Here is a 20,268-nt window from a genome sequence, read left to right on the forward strand (position 1 = left end):
ATAATTAGATTGCAATGAACGAAGTTGATTTTTTGACAGAAGAAATTTTTTTACGCTATGGAAATATAAAGCGTGCGCGCGGGCCTTTTCTTTATACAGAAAGCGGAAAACGTCTTACAGATTTGTATCAGGAAAACGGACGCGCTGTTTTGGGCTGGGGCGGAGCTTCTGCTTTTACTGTGATGAAAAATGTTCTTGACCGCGGCGCAACCGGGAGCTTCAGGACTTCTTTTTCAGGTCGCCTTGAAAAATCTGTGAACGAACTTTTTCCGGGAGAAGCGCGGAGAATTTTTATCTTTGCAAAAAAATCAGAAAGCCTTTCCGCCGCTGTAAAAATCAGTCCGCGCAATACTTTTTTCTGGAAGCCGTGGAGCGATGCGGAATTTGATTTTTCCAGCGCAGACTGCATTGTCTTTGAGCCGCCGTTTCCATGGACAAGCGGAATTTTTATTCTTGCCGCAAAGAAAAATATTCCGGAGACAGTTCTTTTGGATTCAGTTTCAGAAAGCATAAAGCTTCCGTCGCCGATTGAAGCCGGAGTTACACGTTCTGTTTACAATTTGATTTCTGCATTGAAAACACGGCAGGAAAAGGACTGGTTTATTTACGATCTTTTTCTTGCAAAATACTGGCAGCGGAAAGGCCCTTACCTTTATCCGAAAATTCCAAGGGAGCATTACAAAGCTTTTCTGATTCATTGTCTTGAACTTGGAATTGTGGCAAGCCCTGTCTATGAGCAGCCGAGCATTGTTCCATTTGGGGCTGACAAGGGAGTTTTTGAAATTCTGAAAAAAAATCCTTTCGATGAAAAAAAATCGGAATTTTAAAATTCAGGGGAGAAATTAATCAGCACTGGATTTTCGGGGAAAACTGAATTATAGTAAATAGGCTTGAGAAAAAAATTCTGCTGAGCAAATTTTTTGAGGCTACAGCGGTATATAAACTTTCCATGTGAATATGGCAAGGTTAAAAATGGAGGATTATATGGTATCTGAGAAAAGAGGATGGAATGCGACGCTTTTTATTTTGCAGATTGCAGTAGGCGTTATGCTTGCAGTGGGAGGAATATGGGCGCTTCAGGGCGGCGGAGATTTTGCCGCAAGTGCAATCAAGGATCTTGTTGAAGGCGACCTTGAGGGAATCCTTGTGATTGTCTTTGGTGTGATTGAGCTGCTTGTTGGAATCTTTATGATTCTGAAACTTTTAATCGGCGACCGCTTTGGTAGCTTTGGAAGTGTTCTTGTGCTGATTGCTACTGTTGTCTGGATTGCGGCTATTGTACTTTCTGATGTGCTTGGCGCAAAGGGAATTATTAACGGCGGAACTAGAAATTTCCTTGAGTGGATTTATAGATTCGCACAGCACCTTATTATTCTTGGCGCAATTCTGGCTGTAAAATAAATCCGGCTTGAAAAACTAAAATTTTTTGGAGTGCGGTTTTGTAAAAGCATGGATGTCGTTTCAGGCAGCCATGCTTTTTTTTCAGCACGGAAAAATGTGCCTTGCAGCTCTGCGTGATTTTTTTTCGATTTTAGGCGGAAGTTCTTTCATGCCCTTTGTTCCGGGAAGAATAATTTTCGCCTTGATTTTAAATCCTGAGTACGAAAGAATTTCCCTGAGCGCCTTGACTGCTTTTGTTGTCTGCTCGGCAAGCACATTGAATGGAAACGGCGTTGTGCAGGCTGTAACAATCACCGCATTTTTTCCTTTGTGGAGCGGAAGCGGAAGTCCCATTTTGCTTTCGCCCATCATGACGCCCACGAGCCGGTCAAACAGCCGCTTCAATTCGCCGGAAATATTTCCCCAGTAAACAGGCGAGCCTACAACAATCGCATCGCATTTCTGTATGAGGTCTGCGATTTTGTGCGCATCGTCAGCAGGAAGAATGCACTGTGTTTTGCTTCGGCATGCCATACAGCCTTTGCATGACAAAAATGAAAGCGAATGTGCATCTATAAAAGTAACAGAATGTCCGTTGCCGCAGGCTTCCTTTTCAATGCAGTGAAGAATCTGCGAAATTTTTCCGTTTGCGCGCGGACTGCCGTTTAAAATCAAAATGTTCATAAAAATACCTCTGCAAAAATAAATTTCAGTTTGCCCTGTTTGCTTGCAGCCGGTCGCAGCCGCAATTCTGCAATGAGCTTTTGTTGTTTGCATTATTATACTATAAAATTTTTTATTCTTCAAAATTGAGTTTGAAAACTATTGACAAAAATTTTTCGTTAGCATAAACTAACTGAGTTAGCGATGACTAATTGAGAGAGAAAAAAAATAAAGGGTTGTATTATGAAAAAATCATTAGTGTTAGGCGCCGTGCTCAGTGCGGCTGTGATTTGCGGAACAGCGTTTGCCCAGGAAGGCGAGGCAGACAACGGATTTTCAGTTACCTTTTCAAACGAACTGGGAAGCGATGTGGTGAACATAACGGAGGACGACACAACATTTGCTGGAATGTACAATGAGCTTACAGCGGAAATGTATTCTGAGCGCGTTGATGTCGGAGTGCGTGCAAAATTCTATCTAACAACTGACGAAGACGGAAAGCCCGAGGCGATTTCTCTGCGCGACGAAGACGATGAGATTGACTTTGACTGGTTCGCTGCTTTCCGCCCGGTGGACATGATTACGCTCGGCTTGAGCACGGATTTTTTTACAGCCGGCTCGTATCTTGTAATTGAGGACGACAACCTTTCAAAGGGCGCTCTCGGAAGTGACGGATTTACAGTTGCATTTACAGGAATTGAAGGGCTTACTCTTGCCGCAACGGTGCCGTTCGGATTCGATGAAACTAACTGGATTGACGAGGACATTACGGACGATGACGGAAAAACTGAAACCCGCCATTTCAATATTGGATTCGGAGCGGAATATATGTTCAGGGATGTTATTTCCCTTGGCGCGACTTTCAAGGATGTCTGCAATTCCGATGATTTTACATTCGGTGTTTACGCAGGAATTTTCCCGGTTGAAGGGCTGTCGATTTTTGCAGGCTACACAACTGAAGACGACGACGGACTGTGCGATGTTTCAGGCGACAATCTTGTGAACGTGAGCGTTTTGTATGAAGCTGATTCTTTTTCACTTGCCGCGGATTATCTCACTTCTGACAAAATGTTTTATGCGGCGGCAAAAGCGGCTGTTTCTGTCAAGGAAATTGTGGAAGTGTCCGCCACAGGAACACTCAACGCTTTCTACGACAAGGACGATGCAGAGGAAGCTGAGGCGCCCGAGCAGCTTTGGTGCATTAAGCCGGCAATTACATTCTTCCCGAATGAGCGCAACGAAATCTGCATAGAGGCGGACTTTGCCTTTACAAATGATGACTTTGACTCAATCTGCTTTCCGGTTTACTGGAAGTATTATTTCTAGCGGCGGAAAAAGGCGATGAGTTTTGACAGGGTTGTAGTGCAGTGCGGCGCGCCCGCATTGTGCGGAATAAAGACAGCGAGTTTGTTTTCTATGCGGATGGATTTGTATGCGGACGGCTGCGAAAAAATTTCCGGGTGGAACAGAATTTTCAGGCAGAACGGAACTGTCATTCTTCCGATTCAGCGGAGAGACGATTTTATGCTGCTTTTCGTGTACAACCCGGAGCTTATAAAGGCAAGATTCGCTCAGAAAAATGTAAGGCGCTATCTTGCAAAAAAAGGATATCCTGTGGAGAAGGGATTTGATTCTGTTATGTATGAGCTTGTTTTCCGGCTGAGAAAGTTCGGGGAATTTCCGCACGAAATCGGAATTTTTCTGGGCTATCCGCTGGAAGACGTGGTTCAGTTTGAAAAGCGGAACGGAAAAGGCTTCTGCTACAACGGATACTGGAAAGTGTATAAAAATAAAAACAGAGCCGTTGCGCAGATGAATGAATATAAAACGTGCTGCTGCCGGTGCCTTGAATTTCTTGAAATGGGAATGAGCGTGCCGGAGATTGCAGAAACGTACAGAAACTGCTGTGCATAGAGCTTTGGATTTTGGAGGTTTTTATGAAAAAAGCGGTGGTTTATACATCAACAACCGGTAACACAGAAGCGATGGCGAATGCTGTTGCGGCCGGTGTTAAGTCGTCCGGCGCAGAGCTGGTGTTTGGAACTCCAGACACAGTCAGCGCAGAGGATGTTCTTTCATGCGACGTCATTATTCTTGGAAGCCCGGCAATGGGCGATGAGGAAGTGGAGGAAGAAATGGAAGGCTTCTACACTTCTATTGAGGCTGGTCTTTCCGGCAAAAAAGTTGCGGTGTTCGGTTCCTATGACTGGGGCGACGGACAGTGGCTTCGTTCCTGGACAGAGCGCATTGCAGCAGCCGGCGCAGCTGTAGCGGACATGAATGGACTTGCAGGTCATCTTGCTCCCGATGCTGAATGTACCGCGCTGTGTGAATCGCTTGGAAAGACCGCATAAAACGGCTCCTGCTTGCAGATAACCTTACATATACCAAATGGTTCTGATGATTGCCCTCATCGGAACTGCTCCATTCATAAAAAAGATTTCATGCAAGAGATTTCTTTTTTGTCACAGCCGGTTGTGTCAGCTCCCTATGATACAGCTGGCTGTGTTTTTGAAAAATCAAGGAGGAGATTTTGACAGAAGAAAAGCTTGGTTTTGATTTGAATGGTATGGTAAGCCAAAAGCTGCTCGGCTACCATGATTTTATAACCGCAATCGTAACTGCGCTTGAGTCACGCGATTTATACACCGAATTTCATTCCATGCGCGTTGCCGATATGAGCCAGCAGATATGCGCTTTTCTGGGAATAGACAGTGTTTTTTCTGAAATTGTACACATTGCGGCTCACGTCCACGACATCGGCAAAATCGGAATAAGCGACAGCGTTCTTTTAAAAACAGGCAGGCTCAGTGACAGTGAATGGCAGGAAATGAAAAAGCATCCTGTCATCGGATATTCAATCTTGAGCAAGGTGAGCGGATTTTCTGAAATTGCGGAGATTGTCCTTCATCATCACGAACGCTGGGACGGCAAAGGTTACCCCGACGGTCTTTGCGGAATAGAAATTCCCCTTGGCTCTCGGATTATAGCACTGGCGGATTCGATTGATGCAATGATGAGTTCGCGCACATACAGGCAGGGAATGAGCGCACAGCGGTGCAGGGAAGAAATCGAACGCAATGTCGGAACTATGTATGACTATGATATTGCCGCTTCTGTTCTTGAGCACTGGGATATGATTGTTGAAGTCCGCAATGATTTCAATAGTTTTTCACAGGTGAAAAATTTGTCTTTAAAAACTGAATTTTTTTAAAGTTTCCATAAGAGAAAACTATTGCATTTGTTTTTATGTTAGTATATGCTAATATGCATTAGCGGTTGCTAATTAAAACCAAGAGGTGATTGTATGACAAAATTGGGAACTTTCTTTATAGGCGCTGCGTGCGGTGTTGCGGCTTATAATCTGATGAAGACACCGGCTTTTAAAAAGGCGTGTGCAAGCGTCATTGGAAAGGGTTTGCAGCTGAAGGAAGAGGCGGCGGCATTTGCAGAAACTGTGAAAGAAGATGCACAGGATATTCTTGCTGAGGCAAAACTTCAGAGCAAAGCGGCTGCAAAATAACCGAATCCAGCCTGCTGAAAATGTCCGGCATTTTTCCGTATTTTTAGGAGAACGCCGGGCATTTTCTTTTTTGGAATTTTTATGAAAATCAAGATACATCATTCTTTGCCCGGACGTATTCGCGTCCGTTATGATTTGGACACTGTTTTTCCGCGACAGGCGCTTCTTACCCAGACACTCATCGCCGTTCAGGACGGAATAACTGATATAAGCGTTAATACGACCGTCGGCTCATTTTTGATTTTATATGATGAAGAAAAACTGTCGGAAAAACAGATTGTCAGTTTGTTCCTTGCCCTTACGGAAAAATATCTTGAAGACGACTCTCTTTTGAATGCCGTTGCGGAAGTTCCTGTGATGGAAAGCATTTTCGGTGTTTTTATACAGACTTTCATTATTTATTTTGCAAAGAAACTTCTGCCGCTTCCGCTAAGGACAATTCTTCTTGTAAAAGATTTAGTGCCGCGTGTGTGCAGTGCATTGCAGCGGATTTCTGAGGGAACTGTATTCAGCACGGAGCTTCTTGATGCGGCGGCGCTTACGGCTGCTTTGGCAACAGGAAACCGGGACACGGCTTCGTCAATATCAACGCTTCTTTCAATGGGAGAGGACATTGAACTTATTACGCGGCGGCAGTCCTATGGAAATCTTTCCAGAACGCTTCTTGCAGGCAGTGATGAAGTCCGCATTATTGACGGAGATGAGGAGCGAACTGTTCCGCTGAATGCAGTCCGTCCCGGCGACTTGCTTGTTGTGCGGCAGAATTCTTTGATACCGGCGGACGGGACAGTAGAAAAAGGCGAGGGACTTGTAAATCAGGCAGGAATAACAGGCGAGCCGCTTCCGGTTGAAAAACAGCCGCTTTCCACAGTTTTTGCAGGAACGCTTCTTGCTGAGGGCGAACTTTACGTGCGTGTCGTTTCGTCAGGAAAAAACACGAAAGTCCAGAATATAATAGATATGATTGACTCGTCGCAGAATTTGAAGGCTTCCGCGCAGAAACGTTCTGAAATGGTCGCAGAAAAAATCGTTCCGTTTAATTTTCTGCTTACTGCGCTGACGTATTTTTTTACGCGCAACATTACGCGCACGCTTTCAACGCTGATGGTAGATTATTCCTGCGCAATGAAACTTGCCGCTCCGATTTCCGTACTGTCTGCAATGAAAGAAGCTGCCGACTACGGAATTTCTGTGAAGGGTGGAAAATATCTTGAAGAAGCCGCATTTGCCGACATTGCCGTATTTGACAAAACCGGAACGCTCACTTTTGCAGAACCAGTTTTGTCCGAAGTTTATGCCTTGAACGGCTTTTCTAAGGACGAAGTTTTAAAATGGGCAGCGTGTCTTGAAGAACACTATCCGCATCCGCTCGGTCGGGCTGTTGTAAAGGCGGCAGAAAATCTGGGGCTCAAACATCCTGAAGAACATACAAAAGTTGATTACATAGTGGCGCACGGAATTGCCTCTTCTTACGGCGGAAAAAAAATCCGGGTGGGAAGCGCGCACTTTATTTTTGACGACGAAAAAATCCCCGTTACGGAAGAAGTGAAAAAAATCCGCAGTACAGCCTCTGATTCAGGCGACTCGCTCTTGTATCTTGCTTACGACGGAAAACTTGCAGGAATTATCGCCGTGGGTGATCCTGTTCGTCCGCAGGCAGGGCAGATAATACAGGAACTTCATTCAGCCGGAATATCTAAGTGCATTATGATAACAGGCGACACGGAAAATGCCGCAAAAAAAATAGCGGAAGAAGCCGGACTGGACGAATACATTGCGCAGGCATTGCCGGAAGATAAAGTCCGCTTTATTGAAAAACAAAAGTCTGCCGGTCATAAAGTCATTATGCTTGGTGACGGAATTAACGATGCGCCGGCGCTTTCTGCGGCAGATGTAGGAGTCGCAGTTGACGGCTGTTCGTCTATAGCAGGAGATACGGCTGACATAGAGCTTACGAAAAACGGACTTGAAAATCTTGTTGTCGTGCGGAAACTCGGTTCCGGCTTAATTCAAAAAATAAACGAAAACAATGCGTCGATTATCTGCGTGAATTCTGCGCTTCTTCTATGCGGAATATTCGGGCTGATTTCTCCGCAGGTTGCGGCAGTCCTGCATAATTCAATGACAGTGGCAATGTGTATGCAGGCGATGAAGCCGGTTCTTGAAGAAAAACAGGAGTTTTTATGATTGTAACAAGTTTTTTCCCCGGAAGAATCCGTCTTAGAGCCGCAGTTTTTAAAAATGTGCACCTTTACGAAAAGGCGCTTGCAATTATAAAAAAAATTGACGACAAAGGCGCGGTAACTTCCGTCACTCATAACCCCGTTACAGGAAGCGTTCTTATTGAATACGACCCGGAAAAACTTTCTGTAGAAAGGCTTTCGCTGTTCAAGGAATTTGCGCTGAAGCTAAATTACGAGGCTGAACATTATTCCCCGGAAAGACAGGGCGCAGTTGAATCTTTGCTGGATGAAATTGAAAAAATAGTGTGAACTCTAATTCTTGCGCTTTTTTTTCTCTTTTGGTATATTACTCCTACAATTTATTTTCAATGTAAACGACACACGTATTGAGGTTCGCCTCATATAAATCTGATCACGGAACATTGCCTTTTTGGGCGGTGCGTCCGTGATTTTTTTTTGCGTTGCGGCGTTTTCAATTTTTCTATTATTTATGCGAGGTGCTTTATGCCGAAAAACCAGTTTGAGCGGATGATGTTCGCTTTGATTACCGTTGTGATTACTGTCCACGCGTATGTTTTTTACAGCCTGTACGTTGTGAACGGCAGTTTTTTTATGCAGATTACGGGCGAAAGTTCCGTTCTGGGCGCAATCCGTGCGATGGGCGGAATTGAAATGTTCGGGCGGCGGCTTCCGATTTACGCGGTAATTCTGATTGAATTTGCTTTTGCCTATCTGCTTGAATGTGTTATGGGAAGTCCTGCATCGTTCCGCCTTGCGTGCCGTGTGTGGCGCCCGGAAGAAACGAACCCTGTCTTGTTTGAAACGTCGATTATCTGCGCAACCGTCGGTCTTATGTGCCCCGCGATGAGCCTGATTGCCGCCGCCTTGTACTATCCGTACGCAGAACTTCCGTTTAACGTCCTTACGCTCCTTGCAAACTGGCTCAAGCTTGTGTGTTACAACTTTCCGTTTGCGTTCTTTACGCAGCTTTTCTTTATCCAGCCGCTTGTGCGCACTCTGTTCAAGGCGATTTTCCGCAGGCACGGCGAAGAGTAAGTAGAGCGTGGGATTTCTTCAATGAACAGGTCTGTTTTGGGGAGAGGAACAGACTTTTTTTCAAAGTACATTTTGAAAAGTTTGGATAAAAGGTTGTTTTTCAAAGTATACTTTGAAAAACAATTGAGTTTTTAAGCCGTTATGAGCCGCGCCTGTCGCGGCTTTATTTTTCGGTATTTGAATATGTTGACAATTTCAAAAAAACGGATATGGTATGACTTATGAAATATGTATTTGTGAAAGACTCCGAAGGGTATGTTTTTAAGAAGCCGGAAAATGAGGTTTCTTGTGATGAGAAGATAATTTCTGAAAAGGAATACAGGCGAAAATCAGGGCTTGCGATGTATGAAAAAAAGTTTGGTCACGGGGGAGCGCGCGAAAATGCCGGGCGCAAGCAGAAGTTTGGTTCTCCGCTGAAATTTCAAATCCGGGTAACGAAGGAAGAAAAGGAGTTTATTGCGTTTGCGAGGGAAAACCATCTGAATTATTCTTCTTTGATGCACAAATAAATTGTAATTTTTCTTTTTTCTAGAACTTTCGCAGGATGAAGTCCTGAATGTTGGTGATGAGTTCGGTCTGGAGAATTTTGCGCGTGTTGTTTACGGTTTGCGAGGCGTTGCGCAGGAACAGGTCGGCTGGGTGAATTTTCAGGGCGGCGGAAAGTTTTATAATCATATCAAAAGATGGTTTTGAAATGCCGGCTTCTATTTGTCCTATTGCTCCATTTGTGCAGTCAGCCTGAATTGCCAGCTGACTTTGCGAAAGATTTTGCTGTTCTCTGTAATATTTTAAATTCATTTTAAAAGTTTCATAATAATCTTCCATAGTGTAATTACTCTAACTAAGAAATACTTTTCTGTTTTTAGTGAAACTAATCGTTTTTTATGATACACTTAGTATTGCTAATCAATAGTAATTATCTTGATACTGTTGCTAAGTAAATGGAGTGTGTCAAAAAAATGGCTAATGCAAATCTTTCTAAGGCGAAGTCGGCGAAGAATGATGAATTTTATACGCAGTTTGCGGATATTCAGAAAGAGATGAATGCGTACATCGAGTTTAATGCGGATGTGTTTCGGGGGAAAACGGTGCTTTTGCCGTGCGATGACCCGGAATGGAGCAATTTTACTAAGTTTTTTGCGCAGAATTTTGAACGGCTCGGATTGAAAAAGCTGATTTCTACTTCTTATGCGGCGGATTCAAAGCCGGTTGACATAAATTATCAGCCGACGCTTTTTGAAACTGTTGATCCGCGCTTTGACGTGCAGAAGTCGCGTTCAAGGGGGAAGATTTTTACGCTTACGACGGACACTAATCTTGACGGCAAGCTGAACATTGACGACCTGCAGTGGAATTATCTTGAGGGCGATGGCGATTTCAGGAGCGATGAGGTAAAGCGCCTGCGAGATGAGGCGGACGTTATCATCACAAATCCGCCGTTCAGTCTGTTCAGGGAATTTCTTGCCTGGATTATTGAGGCTAAAAAAAAGTTTGCGATTATCGGGAATATGAACGCGATTACTTACAAAGAGGTTTTTCCGCTGATTAAGGAAAATAAAATTTGGTTGGGGTGCAGTATAAGCAGTGGCGATAGAGAATTCGGTGTTCCAGATAATTATCCGCTGGAAGCGGCAGGGTGGCGGATTGATGAAAACGGAAAGAAATATATCAGGGTAAAGGGTGTGAGATGGTTTACAAACATTCAGCACGGTCGCCGGCATCAGCCTCTTTCGCTTATGTCTATGGACGACAACGTAAAGTTTTCCAAGCACAAGGAAATCAAGGGCACGGGGTATGCGCACTATGATAATTATGATGCCATTGAAGTTCCGTTTACTGACGCTATTCCCGGCGATTATGACGACGTTATGGGCGTGCCGATTTCGTTTCTTGACAAGTACTGCCCGGAGCAGTTTGAGATTATCGGAATGGCACAAAGGAGCTGTCACGATGAATTGCCTGATACAAAGAAATACAGTGATTATGTGCAGATGAACGCTAACGGAACTGTTGAAGGTTCTAACGGCAGAAAAATTGACGAAGCCCCGATTATACAGGGGAGAATGGCAGGAAAAACTTATTATCAAAATGGCGAAGGAAATCAAGTTACATCGCTTTATATGAGAATTTTCATTCGGCGGAAAGGATAAAGGGCTGGTGAACGCGGTAGGGATTGTAAGGGCGCGAAGCGTTCCGGAGCGGAGCGCAGGAATGAAGCGGAAGCGGAACCCTGAAAAGCCCGGTGCCTGCCTGTCAGGCAACCGCCCGAAAAAATAAAAATCTATTTACTGGAGAAAATTTATGACTACGGAACTTAGGACTGATTTAACGGTCAAGGACATTTGCGAGGGGTTCACTTATAACGAATATGAGGGAAAGGGGCTTTTTGGGCTTGCCGGCAAGCTGACTATTCAGCCGGAATATCAGCGTAATTATATTTATGCGGACGGAAAGAAAGATGTTGCGGTTGTGGAGTCAATTCTAAAGGGGTATCCGCTTGGTCTTATTTATTTTAATAAGGTAGGGGACAGGCTGGAGGTTTTAGACGGGCAGCAGAGGATAACGAGTTTCGGGCGGTTTGTTACTGATAAGTTTGCAATAAAAGATTGTCACGGAATGGAGCAGTATTTTTCTGGTCTTGCAGAAGATTTGCAGAAGAAAATTATGGAAACGAAGCTTCTGGTTTATGAGTGTGAGGGAACGGAAAGTGAAATAAAAGAGTGGTTTAAGACTATCAATATTGCCGGAGTTCCTTTGAATGAGCAGGAGTTATTGAACGCTATTCATTCAGGTGAGTTTGTAACTAAGGCAAAGGAAACGTTCAGTAATTCTCAAAATGCAAATGTTCAGAAGTGGAGTGCTTATATTTCCGGCAATGTGAACCGGCAGGATTTTCTTCATACGGCGCTTGAGTGGGTTTCAAAAGGAAATGTCAGCGATTATATGAGTAAGCACCGACACGATACAGAGATTACGGAATTGGGTTCTTATTTTAACAGCGTAATAGACTGGATTTCGTCTGTGTTTCTGGATGTCGAATCAGAAATGAAGGGGCTGGAGTGGGGAAAGTTCTACGAGCTTTATCATAAAAATTCGTACAATCCTGCAGAAGTATCAAAGAAGCTCAAAGAACTGTATTCAGATTTTTTTGTAAAGAACAAAAAGGGTATTTATGAATATATTTTGAATGGGTGTCAGCAGCCTCAGCTTCTTGATATCAGGATGTTTGATGAGCCTACAAAAAAGACTGTTTATACAAAGCAGACCGCTGATGCAGAAAGCAAGGGGATTTCAAATTGTCCGCTTTGTGCAATGGGGGCAGACGGCAATAAGAGCAGGATTTATAAACTTGCGGAAATGGACGCTGACCACGTGACTGCCTGGAGCAGGGGCGGGGCGACTGATATTTCAAACTGTCAGATGCTTTGCAAGAGCCACAACAGGGCGAAGGGGAACAGGTAGTTTTTTTTCGCGGTTGGGTTTTGTGGGCGGTGGCGTGGGGCGGGCGTGTTTGTGTGGGGGATTTTCGTTTTTATTTTGTCATCGCTTGACAGTATTTGATAACATTGTTATTATAACGCTGTTATTAAATGAGAGGTCGGTATGCGGACTAAGGACAATCTTGCGGTAGAGAAAATTCTTGAATGTGCAAAGGCTGAATTTATGGAAAAGGGTTTTGCCGATGCTTCTATGCGTACGATTGCAGAAAAGGCCGGGTACACGACGGGAATTCTTTACAGCCGGTTTTCTGACAAAAACGAGCTTTTCCGCGAGCTTGTAGAAAAGGGCGCGAACGAGCTTTACGATTATTTTTGTTTTATGCAGGACGAGTTTGCTTCTTTTCCGGCACAACGGCAGAAAACGGAAATGCACTCTTATGTTGACGGAAAGGTCGACAGGATGGTCGACATAATCTACGAGAATTTTGATGCGTTCAAGCTGATTGTGTGCAAGTCCGCCGGTTCAAGTTACGAATACTACATTGACAAGATGATTGACGTTGAAACGAAAAATACCGTGCGGTTCATCAAGATGCTTCAGAACGAGGGAATTAAAATAAACGAAGTCCGCGCGGATTTAAATCATATTCTTGCGAGCGCGCTTTTTAACGGAATGTTTGAAGTTGTGGCTCACGATTTGCCAAAAGAGGATGCACTGTCTTACATCAAGCAGCTTCAGTATTTTTTTAATGCCGGGTGGGATAAGATTTTGGGCGTGTAAAGATTGGCTTTGTAATTGGAAAATGTGCAGGGAAAAATTCCTGCATTATTTTTTACCGTGTAAGTTAGCGATTGCTAATTATAGTTATATTATGGAGGTTCTATAATATGAAGAAATCAAATATTTCTTCTTTGATGGCGTATGCAGGAAAACACAGGTTTTTAACGTATGCGTCCTGGGTCTTGTCTGTGGTAAGTACAATTTGCGGTCTTGCGCCTTTTGTCCTTATTTTCTTTATCATAAAAGAAGCGGTGGAAGTTGTGCCTGATTTTTCAAAGGCGGTGCACATTGTTCAGTACGGGTGGCTTGCCGTAATTTTTGCCGTTGCGACAATCGTCATTTATTTTGGTGCTTTGATGTGTTCGCATTTATCGGCTTTCAGGATTGCTGGGAATATCCGCAAAAACACTATGGCGCATATTTCAAAACTTCCGCTTGGCTTTATTTCGGAAGAGGGAAGCGGAAAAATCAGGCGCATTGTAAACGACAGCAGTAAGGCGACGGAAACTTATCTTGCGCACCAGCTTCCCGATATGGCAGGAGCGATTGCTACTCCTTTTGCATTGATTGTAATGCTTTTTGTGTTCGACTGGCGTTTTGGAATTGCAAGCCTTATTCCTATAATCCTCGGTTTTTTGTGTATGTTCAAGATGGTCGGCCCTCAAATGGCGGCGGATATGAAAAATTACAACGATGCGCTTGAACAGATGAACAATCAGGCTGTTGAATATGTGCGCGGAATTCCTGTCGTAAAGACGTTCGGGCAGACTGTTCATTCGTTTAAAAAGTTTCAGGGTGCGATAGACAATTATTACAAATTCTGCGTTTCGTATTGCAAAAAATGCCGTCAGCCTATGCTCTGGTACACGATGTTTGTAAACAGCACTTTTGCGTTTTTGATTGCGCTTGCTTTTATTCTTACAGGCGGACAGGCGGTTATGCAGGACGTTCTTTTGAATTTCATTTTTTACATCATTCTTTCTGCGGTCATTACGACTTCGCTTACAAAAGTTATGTATATGAGCGAAAACGGAATGATTGTTTCTGATGCCCTTGCGCGCATTCAGTCTATACTGGACTTAAAGCCGCTTGCACAGGTTGAAAAAAGCGAAGTTCCGAAAGACAATTCAGTTGAATTTGAAAAAGTGACTTTCAGATATTCAAATGCAAATAGTGATGCACTTTGCGGCGTTTCGTTCAAGGTGAATGCAGGGCAGATGATTGCGCTTGTCGGCCCGAGCGGCGGCGGAAAAACTACAGTGGCAGGGCTTGTTTCTCGGTTCTGGGACGTTACGGGCGGTTCTGTAAAAATCGGCGGAGTAGATGTAAAAAATATCCGCAACGAAGATTTGATGAATGAAGTGGGCTACGTTTTTCAGGACAGCAAACTGCTTAAAACTTCGATTTTTGAAAACGTAAGGCTCGGTAAACCTGATGCAGGCGAAAGCGAAGTTTTGAATGCACTCCACAAGGCTCAGTGTGACGACATAATCGCAAAAATGCCGGACGGAATTCACACTGTAATCGGAACAAAGGGAGTTTATCTTTCAGGCGGTGAACAGCAGAGAATTGCCATTGCAAGAGTCATCTTGAAAAATGCGCCTGTCGTAATTCTTGACGAGGCGACGGCATTTGCAGACCCGGAAAACGAAGTTCTTGTTCAAAAGGCATTCTGCGAACTTTCAAAAAACAAAACTGTAATAATGATAGCGCACAGGCTTACTACCGTAAAAAATGCGGACAGAATTTTTGTTTTGAAAGACGGACAAATCGAAGAAAACGGAACGCACGATGAACTTTTGAAAAACGGACGGCTTTATTCAAAAATGTGGAATGACTATCAGACTTCTATCAGCTGGAAAGTTGGAGGTGAAAAATGATAAACATCATTATGAAAAAATTTGCACTTTCAAGGGAAGGTGCAAAGGGATTTTTAACGGCGGTGATTGCCTGCGTTGCACAGGATTTGGCTTTGATTGTTCCTGTGAGCCTGCTTTATTTTCTTGTGCAGGATTTTATGAGCGGTTCTGCCGTTCCTGCCGGGCATTATGCCCTGTTTGCCTTTGGCTCTGTTGGCGCGCTGGCTTTGATTTATTTTATGGCGTGGTGGCAGTATGATGCAACGTATTTTACGACTTACCGCGAATCTGGAATAAAGAGAGTTTCGCTTGCTGAAAAATTGCGAAAGCTTCCGCTGTCGTTCTTTGGCAAAAAGGATCTGGCTGACCTTACGAATACGATTATGGGCGACTGTGCGACGACGGAACAGATGATGTCGCATTATGTTCCGCAGTTCTGGGGTTCGATAATTTCGACCTGTCTGATTGCGGTGAGTATGTTCGTTTTTGACTGGCGGATGGCGATTGCGGCTTTGTGGGTTCTGCCCGTAACGCTTTTCATCGTTGCGGTTTCCAAAAAGGCGCAGAACTATTTTACGCGAAGGCAGGTAAACGCACAGGTTGAAGTTGAAAGCGGCGTTCAGGAATGTCTTGAATGTATAAGGGAATTGAAAAGCAGCAATGCCGAAAAAAAATATTTGCAGGCTCTGAATAAAAAAATCGAGGTGCTTGAAAACAGGCAGATTAAAAGCGAACTTGGGGCGGCGATGTTCGTAACTCCGTGTTCGATGATTTTAAAGCTCGGCATTGCGACTGTTGCGATTGCCGGCGGAACTCTGCTTGCACAGGGTGAAATTCCGCTCGTAACTTTTTTTATGTTCCTGCTTGTGGTGTCACGTATTTACGAACCGCTTACGGCTGCACTCCAAAATCTTGCGGCGATGAATTCTTTGCAGGTGAACATTGACAGAATAAACGATATGCAGAATATTCCTGAACTTACAGGCGGTAAAGAATTTAAGCCTGACGGATATGACATTGAATTTAAAAATGTCTGCTTTTCGTATAATTCTGGCGAAACTGTTTTGTCTGACGTTTCGTTTGTCGCAAAGCAGGGGGAAGTTACGGCTCTTATAGGTTCTTCAGGCGGAGGAAAGTCTACGGCTGCCCGGCTTGCTTCGCGGTTCTGGGACGTTGACAAGGGTGCGGTTTTGCTCGGCGGAATTGACGTAAAGCAGGTTGACCCTGAAAAACTTCTGGAATGTTTTTCAATCGTGTTTCAGGACGTAACGCTTTTTAACAACACAGTGATGGAAAACATCAGGATTGGAAGACAGGGCGCGACTGACGAAGAAGTAATGCAGGCGGCAAAAGAAGCACAGTGCGATGAGTTCATTCAGAAACTGCCTGCCGGCTACGAAACGGAAATCGGCGAAAACGGCTATCTGCTTTCGGGCGGTGAACGCCAGCGCATTTCGATTGCACGCGCGCTTTTAAAAGATGCGCCTGTAATTCTGCTTGACGAGGCAACGGCTTCTCTTGATGCAGAAAACGAAACGCTTGTCCAGAATGCAATTTCGCACCTTGTCAAAAATAAAACTGTTCTGATTATCGCCCACAGAATGAGGACAGTTGCAGGCGCAGACAAACTTGTCGTCCTTGACGGCGGTAAAATTGCCGAGCAGGGAAAACCTGCCGAGCTTATAAAACAGAACGGAATTTACAAACGTATGACAGAACTCCAGTCGCAGTCAGCAGAGTGGAAAATGTAAAAAAAATCGGCTGTCCGAAAGAAGAATTATTCTTCCAAACGGACAGCTTTTTTTTGTACGGAGATTTTATTCTTCCACCATCACCGCATTATCACGACACAGTTTCTAAAACAAAACACTTGCTTTTATGAAAACTAAAATTCTAAATATAAATCCCTCGTTTGTTTTCAAAACTGCTGTATTTTGATTTTGTTTGACAAAAATCAGCTTTTTGTTATTATGACATTTTTGTGAAAAATGTCTTGATAATCTGTATATTTTATGCTAGGTTTGCTTCAATTAACGAATTTTTATTCGTGCGGAGGGCTTGGCCCTGGCTGTAAAACTTATGAAAACAGCGGCTTTGTTTTATGCGGAGCTGTTATTGGAGTGAATTTATGGTTAGAAAAACACTGCTTTTGGTTTTGGTTGCTGGATTTGGATTTGCCTTTGCGGGAGGCGTTGACAACAAGACTAACATGAATGCCGGCTACATGAGGAATCCGAGCCGCAATACTGAATGTTCGCGCCCTGAGGCTGTGATGTACAATATCGGCGGAACAGGTTTTATGGAAGACGGACTTTATTTTGACATTGGAAATCAGTTTGTCTTGAAAAAATATGCAAATAAGCTCAACGGACAGACATTTGAAGACAACGAGAATGTTTTCTTTTATCCAAATGCGGAAGTTGTTTACAAGAAAGATAAATGGGCTGCATTTTTTGGATTCGGCGTTTTTGGCGGCGGCGGAACTCTTGACTACGAGGACGGAACTGCCCTTACTTCTCTTGCCATTAAGAAAGGATTGTCTGCCAGTTTATCGGGAGCGGGCTATCCACCGGCACAGGTGGCAGCTCTTGTTGATAAACTTTCTCAGCATTCACTTGAAGTTTATTCAGTTCAGCTCGGAGAAATTCTTGGAGTTTCATACAAGGTAAATGATATTGTTTCTGTTGCGGCGGCCGGAAGGTTCATGCACGGAGAGCAGAATATCACACTTAAATGCGATGGTCTCCGGACTGCAAACGGCGGAAGCTCAAAGATTGGCTATGAATCAAACGGCTACGGTTTCGGCGGAATTTTCGGTGTGCATATCAAGCCGTGGAACACACTTGATGTGGGAATTCAGTATCAGACAATTACAAAGCTCAGCTATAAATACGATGATTTGAAAGGCAGCTATGCCAGTTCATTTTTGAATGCTGATGAAGGCGATAAGTTTAAAAATGATTTGCCGGCTGTGCTCAACCTTGGAGTCGGCTACACTTTCTTTGACAGCCTTAATGCAAGCATGAGCTTCAATTATTACTTCAACAAGCAGGCTACTATTGAAAGTCCTCTTGACCGCAAGGAATACGACTATGATGATTCATGGGAAATTGCGCTCGGTATGGATTACCGCTTGAATGAAAAGCTCAGCTTTGGAACAGGATTTTCCTATGGCCGCCAGGGCAATAAGAGCGATGTGAACAATGTGTTCAGCCCTGTTCTTGATACTTTTGTTCTTGGCGCCGGTGTTGAGTATTCGCCTATAAAAATGCTCACGCTTTCCGGTTCTGCAATGTACTGCAATTACTTCAGCGATGACTACAAGGCTTCTGGATATAATATGCGCCTTTCAAAGGATGTAATAATGCTTGCGCTTGGCGTTTCTGTTAAGCCGTTCTAGATAATCCGCTCGCTTCCCTAGATTTTATCAGGGCTTGCGACTTCAAGGGCTGCTGATGCAAGGTCTTCGTTGATTTTGCTTCTGGCAGCCTTTTCTTTTGTTGTGCCGGGCGTGCTGAGCGAAAGCTTTTGTTTTTCCACCATGGCGGACTGCTCCTGTGCAAGCTGCTTTGCCTGCATGATGATGCTGCGCGCTGCTTCCTGCGGAATTTTTATTGCTTCCATGACATCGCTTTCTGCGGCCTGGGAAAGCTTTTGAAGCGTTCCAAATTCACTGGTCAAAAGCGCACTCCGTTTTTTTCCTATGCCGCGGATTTTTATAAACGGCGAAACTGTGTTTTCCTTTGTGCGCAGCTCCTGGTTGCGGCTGGTGGCGAATCTGTGGGTTTCATCCCGGACACGCTGGAGCAGCCTGAGTGCATCGCTGCGCTTTGGAAGTTGTATGGGAACACTGTTTCCGGGGCGGTAAATTTCCTCGTCCCTTTTTGCAAGGCCAGCCACAGGAATATCAAGGCCGAGCGCGTTTAAAATAGATTCAACCGCATTTACCTGGCCAATTCCTCCGTCGATTAAAATAAGGTCGGGAAGCTCCTGCTTTTCGTTCATCAGCCTTGTGTACCGCCTGGAAACCGCTTCCTTCATCGAAGCAAAGTCATCTATTATTCCGTCTGTGGTTTTGAGCCTGAAATATCTGTACTTTTTTTTGTCGGGGTTTCCGTTGTAAAAATGTATCAGGCTTGCAACCGGAAATTTTCCCCCGATATGTGCAATGTCAAATCCTTCTATTCTTACGGGAAGGGCGGGAAGGCCGAGGATTTTTTTCAGCTCCTCCATTGCCGGGAAATCTCCGCGCTCACGGATTCTGCGCACAATGTCTTCCCTTGCATTTTGCTGTGCCATTCCCAGCGCGGCTTTATGTATGCTTGGTGAATTTTCGTTCACGGCAATTATCGCTGTTGAAATTCCGTAGTTTTCTAAAATCCACCTCTTCATGAATTCTGTTCCGCTGCTCTGCATGATAAAAATTTCAGGCGGAATAAGATCCTTTTCAGTGTAATACGAAGCCATGAATTCCGGGATAATCTCGCTATCTTCGTTCAGGCTCATTGTTCTGTAGTTGTCCCTGCCCAGGAGTTTTCCGCCACGCATTTTTAAAACAGTGAAGCTCACGCTTTCCCCTTCGCGCCATGATGCGATATAGTCCCTGTCGCCGCCTTCAAAAGTTTCGACAATGTTTCTGTGCTGGAGAATTCCCATCGCCTTGATTCCATCCCGGAGCCTGGCCGCTTTTTCAAAATTCAAGCTTGCCGCCGCTTCCTTCATCTGCGCCTGAAGTTTTTTTTCAGTTTCCGCGCCTTTGCCCTCAAGTAGCGCGCATATTTCTTCGATAAATTCACTATAGGTGGACTCATTTATTTTTTTGCAGCATGGAGCCTGGCATCTTCCTATGTGATAGTACATGCATGGAAATTGCTTTTCCCTGAATTTTTTGCATCTGCGCAGAGGATATATTTCGTGGAGCGTTTCCAGGAATGAATCGAGCGCGGAGGCATCAGGAAAGGGACCGAAGTACATTGAGCCGTCGTGTGCTATGTTTCGGGTTTTAAAAAGGCGCGGGAATTTTTCCTTTGTGATTTTTATTACCGGGTAGGATTTTCCGTCTTTTAGATTGATGTTATAGCGCGGAGAGTATTTTTTTATGAGGTTGTTTTCAAGGAGAAATGCTTCATATTCATTGTCCGTTGTAATATACTCAATCGAACGGGCGCGGCTTATGAGCAGCCTTGTTTTTATGTCCTTGCTTCCGCTGAAATATGAAGTGAGACGGTTCTTTAAATTTTTTGCCTTGCCGACATAAAGCACGGTCTGTTCTTCGTTCCGCCACAGATAGACTCCGCTTTTCTGGGGAGCTTTAAGCGCGGTCTGATGGAGAATTTCCCTGTGCGAAATCGCCGGCTCGGAATTTATGTTATGGTCGTTCATA

Annotated in this window: 20 protein-coding genes; 17 read left to right on the top strand and 3 right to left on the bottom strand. The window is 44.2% G+C overall.

Annotation, left to right across the window (positions count from 1 at the left end; genetic code table 11):
• Nucleotides 1-14 precede the first annotated feature (14 nt).
• The gene (locus ACI4L0_RS04425; protein ID WP_439798958.1) at nucleotides 15-827 is read left to right on the top strand and encodes a hypothetical protein; all 813 of its coding nucleotides are present in this window, start codon (nucleotides 15-17) and stop codon (nucleotides 825-827) included.
• Nucleotides 828-984: 157 nt separating this feature from the next.
• Entirely contained in the window at nucleotides 985-1,401 is a 417-nt protein-coding gene (locus ACI4L0_RS04430) for a hypothetical protein (protein ID WP_439798959.1), read from the top strand.
• An 81-nt stretch (nucleotides 1,402-1,482) separates the two neighbouring features.
• Here the strand turns inward: ACI4L0_RS04430 and ACI4L0_RS04435 are convergent, their stop codons facing one another.
• Complete coding sequence (locus ACI4L0_RS04435; protein WP_439798960.1) at nucleotides 1,483-2,064, bottom strand: flavodoxin family protein; 582 nt, start codon at nucleotides 2,062-2,064, stop codon at nucleotides 1,483-1,485.
• A gap of 222 nt (nucleotides 2,065-2,286) precedes the next feature.
• Between ACI4L0_RS04435 and ACI4L0_RS04440 the strand changes: the two genes are divergently transcribed.
• The 9 genes from ACI4L0_RS04440 (at nucleotide 2,287) to ACI4L0_RS04480 (ending at nucleotide 9,314) form a co-directional block, all read left to right on the top strand.
• A complete protein-coding gene (locus ACI4L0_RS04440) occupies nucleotides 2,287-3,369 on the top strand; it encodes a hypothetical protein (protein WP_439798961.1) in 1,083 nt (360 codons plus the stop codon).
• A 15-nt stretch (nucleotides 3,370-3,384) separates the two neighbouring features.
• Nucleotides 3,385-3,957, top strand: a complete 573-nt coding sequence (locus ACI4L0_RS04445; protein ID WP_439798962.1) for a DUF3793 family protein — start codon at nucleotides 3,385-3,387, stop codon at nucleotides 3,955-3,957.
• Nucleotides 3,958-3,980: 23 nt separating this feature from the next.
• Nucleotides 3,981-4,397: a flavodoxin domain-containing protein gene (locus tag ACI4L0_RS04450; protein WP_439798963.1), complete on the top strand. Its 417-nt coding sequence runs from the start codon at nucleotides 3,981-3,983 to the stop codon at nucleotides 4,395-4,397.
• A 179-nt stretch (nucleotides 4,398-4,576) separates the two neighbouring features.
• Nucleotides 4,577-5,257, top strand: coding sequence for an HD-GYP domain-containing protein (locus tag ACI4L0_RS04455; protein WP_439798964.1), 681 nt, complete (start codon nucleotides 4,577-4,579; stop codon nucleotides 5,255-5,257).
• A 93-nt stretch (nucleotides 5,258-5,350) separates the two neighbouring features.
• Nucleotides 5,351-5,566: a hypothetical protein gene (locus ACI4L0_RS04460; RefSeq protein ID WP_439798965.1), complete on the top strand. Its 216-nt coding sequence runs from the start codon at nucleotides 5,351-5,353 to the stop codon at nucleotides 5,564-5,566.
• Between the two features lie 81 nt (nucleotides 5,567-5,647).
• The gene (locus ACI4L0_RS04465) at nucleotides 5,648-7,753 is read left to right on the top strand and encodes a heavy metal translocating P-type ATPase (protein ID WP_439798966.1); all 2,106 of its coding nucleotides are present in this window, start codon (nucleotides 5,648-5,650) and stop codon (nucleotides 7,751-7,753) included.
• Complete coding sequence (locus tag ACI4L0_RS04470; RefSeq protein ID WP_439798967.1) at nucleotides 7,750-8,058, top strand: HMA2 domain-containing protein; 309 nt, start codon at nucleotides 7,750-7,752, stop codon at nucleotides 8,056-8,058. Before ACI4L0_RS04465 ends, ACI4L0_RS04470 begins: the two co-directional genes overlap by 4 nt.
• 195 nt (nucleotides 8,059-8,253) lie before the next feature.
• Entirely contained in the window at nucleotides 8,254-8,805 is a 552-nt protein-coding gene (locus ACI4L0_RS04475; RefSeq protein WP_439798968.1) for a DUF2798 domain-containing protein, read from the top strand.
• Nucleotides 8,806-9,041: 236 nt separating this feature from the next.
• Entirely contained in the window at nucleotides 9,042-9,314 is a 273-nt protein-coding gene (locus tag ACI4L0_RS04480) for a hypothetical protein (protein ID WP_439798969.1), read from the top strand.
• A gap of 19 nt (nucleotides 9,315-9,333) precedes the next feature.
• Here the strand turns inward: ACI4L0_RS04480 and ACI4L0_RS04485 are convergent, their stop codons facing one another.
• A complete protein-coding gene (locus ACI4L0_RS04485; protein ID WP_439798970.1) occupies nucleotides 9,334-9,603 on the bottom strand; it encodes a helix-turn-helix domain-containing protein in 270 nt (89 codons plus the stop codon).
• 161 nt (nucleotides 9,604-9,764) lie between these two features.
• Between ACI4L0_RS04485 and ACI4L0_RS04490 the strand changes: the two genes are divergently transcribed.
• From ACI4L0_RS04490 to ACI4L0_RS04515, 6 genes are all read left to right on the top strand, one after another.
• Nucleotides 9,765-10,955: an adenine-specific methyltransferase EcoRI family protein gene (locus ACI4L0_RS04490; protein WP_439798971.1), complete on the top strand. Its 1,191-nt coding sequence runs from the start codon at nucleotides 9,765-9,767 to the stop codon at nucleotides 10,953-10,955.
• Nucleotides 10,956-11,106: 151 nt separating this feature from the next.
• Nucleotides 11,107-12,267 carry an HNH endonuclease family protein gene (locus ACI4L0_RS04495; RefSeq protein ID WP_439798972.1) on the top strand — a complete coding sequence of 387 codons (1,161 nt, stop codon included), beginning with the start codon at nucleotides 11,107-11,109 and terminating at the stop codon, nucleotides 12,265-12,267.
• 141 nt (nucleotides 12,268-12,408) lie between these two features.
• Nucleotides 12,409-13,026 (top strand): TetR/AcrR family transcriptional regulator, encoded by a 618-nt coding sequence (locus ACI4L0_RS04500; RefSeq protein WP_439798973.1) that lies wholly within the window; start codon nucleotides 12,409-12,411, stop codon nucleotides 13,024-13,026.
• 107 nt (nucleotides 13,027-13,133) lie between these two features.
• Nucleotides 13,134-14,906, top strand: coding sequence for an ABC transporter ATP-binding protein (locus ACI4L0_RS04505; RefSeq protein WP_439798974.1), 1,773 nt, complete (start codon nucleotides 13,134-13,136; stop codon nucleotides 14,904-14,906).
• Nucleotides 14,903-16,636 carry an ABC transporter ATP-binding protein gene (locus ACI4L0_RS04510; RefSeq protein WP_439798975.1) on the top strand — a complete coding sequence of 578 codons (1,734 nt, stop codon included), beginning with the start codon at nucleotides 14,903-14,905 and terminating at the stop codon, nucleotides 16,634-16,636. Before ACI4L0_RS04505 ends, ACI4L0_RS04510 begins: the two co-directional genes overlap by 4 nt.
• A gap of 377 nt (nucleotides 16,637-17,013) precedes the next feature.
• Nucleotides 17,014-18,285, top strand: a complete 1,272-nt coding sequence (locus ACI4L0_RS04515) for an OmpP1/FadL family transporter (RefSeq protein WP_439798976.1) — start codon at nucleotides 17,014-17,016, stop codon at nucleotides 18,283-18,285.
• 17 nt (nucleotides 18,286-18,302) lie between these two features.
• On the opposite strand, the gene uvrC is transcribed toward ACI4L0_RS04515, so the two are convergent.
• Nucleotides 18,303-20,267, bottom strand: coding sequence for an excinuclease ABC subunit UvrC (uvrC, locus tag ACI4L0_RS04520; RefSeq protein WP_439798977.1), 1,965 nt, complete (start codon nucleotides 20,265-20,267; stop codon nucleotides 18,303-18,305).
• Between the last annotated feature and the right edge of the window lies 1 nt (nucleotide 20,268).

It is taken from the genome of Treponema sp. (assembly GCF_051883275.1).
GTDB lineage: Bacteria > Spirochaetota > Spirochaetia > Treponematales > Treponemataceae > Treponema_D.

What these genes read in the sequence shown, in the direction of transcription:
- ACI4L0_RS04475 (WP_439798968.1), top strand. Translation starts at nt 8,254, where the DNA reads ATGCCGAAAAACCAGTTTGAGCGGATGATGTTCGCTTTGATTACCGTT.
- ACI4L0_RS04435 (WP_439798960.1), bottom strand. Translation starts at nt 2,064, where the DNA reads ATGAACATTTTGATTTTAAACGGCAGTCCGCGCGCAAACGGAAAAATT.
- ACI4L0_RS04515 (WP_439798976.1), top strand. Translation starts at nt 17,014, where the DNA reads ATGGTTAGAAAAACACTGCTTTTGGTTTTGGTTGCTGGATTTGGATTT.
- ACI4L0_RS04445 (WP_439798962.1), top strand. Translation starts at nt 3,385, where the DNA reads ATGAGTTTTGACAGGGTTGTAGTGCAGTGCGGCGCGCCCGCATTGTGC.
- ACI4L0_RS04465 (WP_439798966.1), top strand. Translation starts at nt 5,648, where the DNA reads ATGAAAATCAAGATACATCATTCTTTGCCCGGACGTATTCGCGTCCGT.
- ACI4L0_RS04490 (WP_439798971.1), top strand. Translation starts at nt 9,765, where the DNA reads ATGGCTAATGCAAATCTTTCTAAGGCGAAGTCGGCGAAGAATGATGAA.
- ACI4L0_RS04500 (WP_439798973.1), top strand. Translation starts at nt 12,409, where the DNA reads ATGCGGACTAAGGACAATCTTGCGGTAGAGAAAATTCTTGAATGTGCA.
- ACI4L0_RS04425 (WP_439798958.1), top strand. Translation starts at nt 15, where the DNA reads ATGAACGAAGTTGATTTTTTGACAGAAGAAATTTTTTTACGCTATGGA.
- ACI4L0_RS04495 (WP_439798972.1), top strand. Translation starts at nt 11,107, where the DNA reads ATGACTACGGAACTTAGGACTGATTTAACGGTCAAGGACATTTGCGAG.
- ACI4L0_RS04485 (WP_439798970.1), bottom strand. Translation starts at nt 9,603, where the DNA reads ATGAATTTAAAATATTACAGAGAACAGCAAAATCTTTCGCAAAGTCAG.
- ACI4L0_RS04440 (WP_439798961.1), top strand. Translation starts at nt 2,287, where the DNA reads ATGAAAAAATCATTAGTGTTAGGCGCCGTGCTCAGTGCGGCTGTGATT.
- ACI4L0_RS04450 (WP_439798963.1), top strand. Translation starts at nt 3,981, where the DNA reads ATGAAAAAAGCGGTGGTTTATACATCAACAACCGGTAACACAGAAGCG.
- uvrC (WP_439798977.1), bottom strand. Translation starts at nt 20,267, where the DNA reads ATGAACGACCATAACATAAATTCCGAGCCGGCGATTTCGCACAGGGAA.
- ACI4L0_RS04510 (WP_439798975.1), top strand. Translation starts at nt 14,903, where the DNA reads ATGATAAACATCATTATGAAAAAATTTGCACTTTCAAGGGAAGGTGCA.
- ACI4L0_RS04470 (WP_439798967.1), top strand. Translation starts at nt 7,750, where the DNA reads ATGATTGTAACAAGTTTTTTCCCCGGAAGAATCCGTCTTAGAGCCGCA.
- ACI4L0_RS04460 (WP_439798965.1), top strand. Translation starts at nt 5,351, where the DNA reads ATGACAAAATTGGGAACTTTCTTTATAGGCGCTGCGTGCGGTGTTGCG.
- ACI4L0_RS04430 (WP_439798959.1), top strand. Translation starts at nt 985, where the DNA reads ATGGTATCTGAGAAAAGAGGATGGAATGCGACGCTTTTTATTTTGCAG.
- ACI4L0_RS04505 (WP_439798974.1), top strand. Translation starts at nt 13,134, where the DNA reads ATGAAGAAATCAAATATTTCTTCTTTGATGGCGTATGCAGGAAAACAC.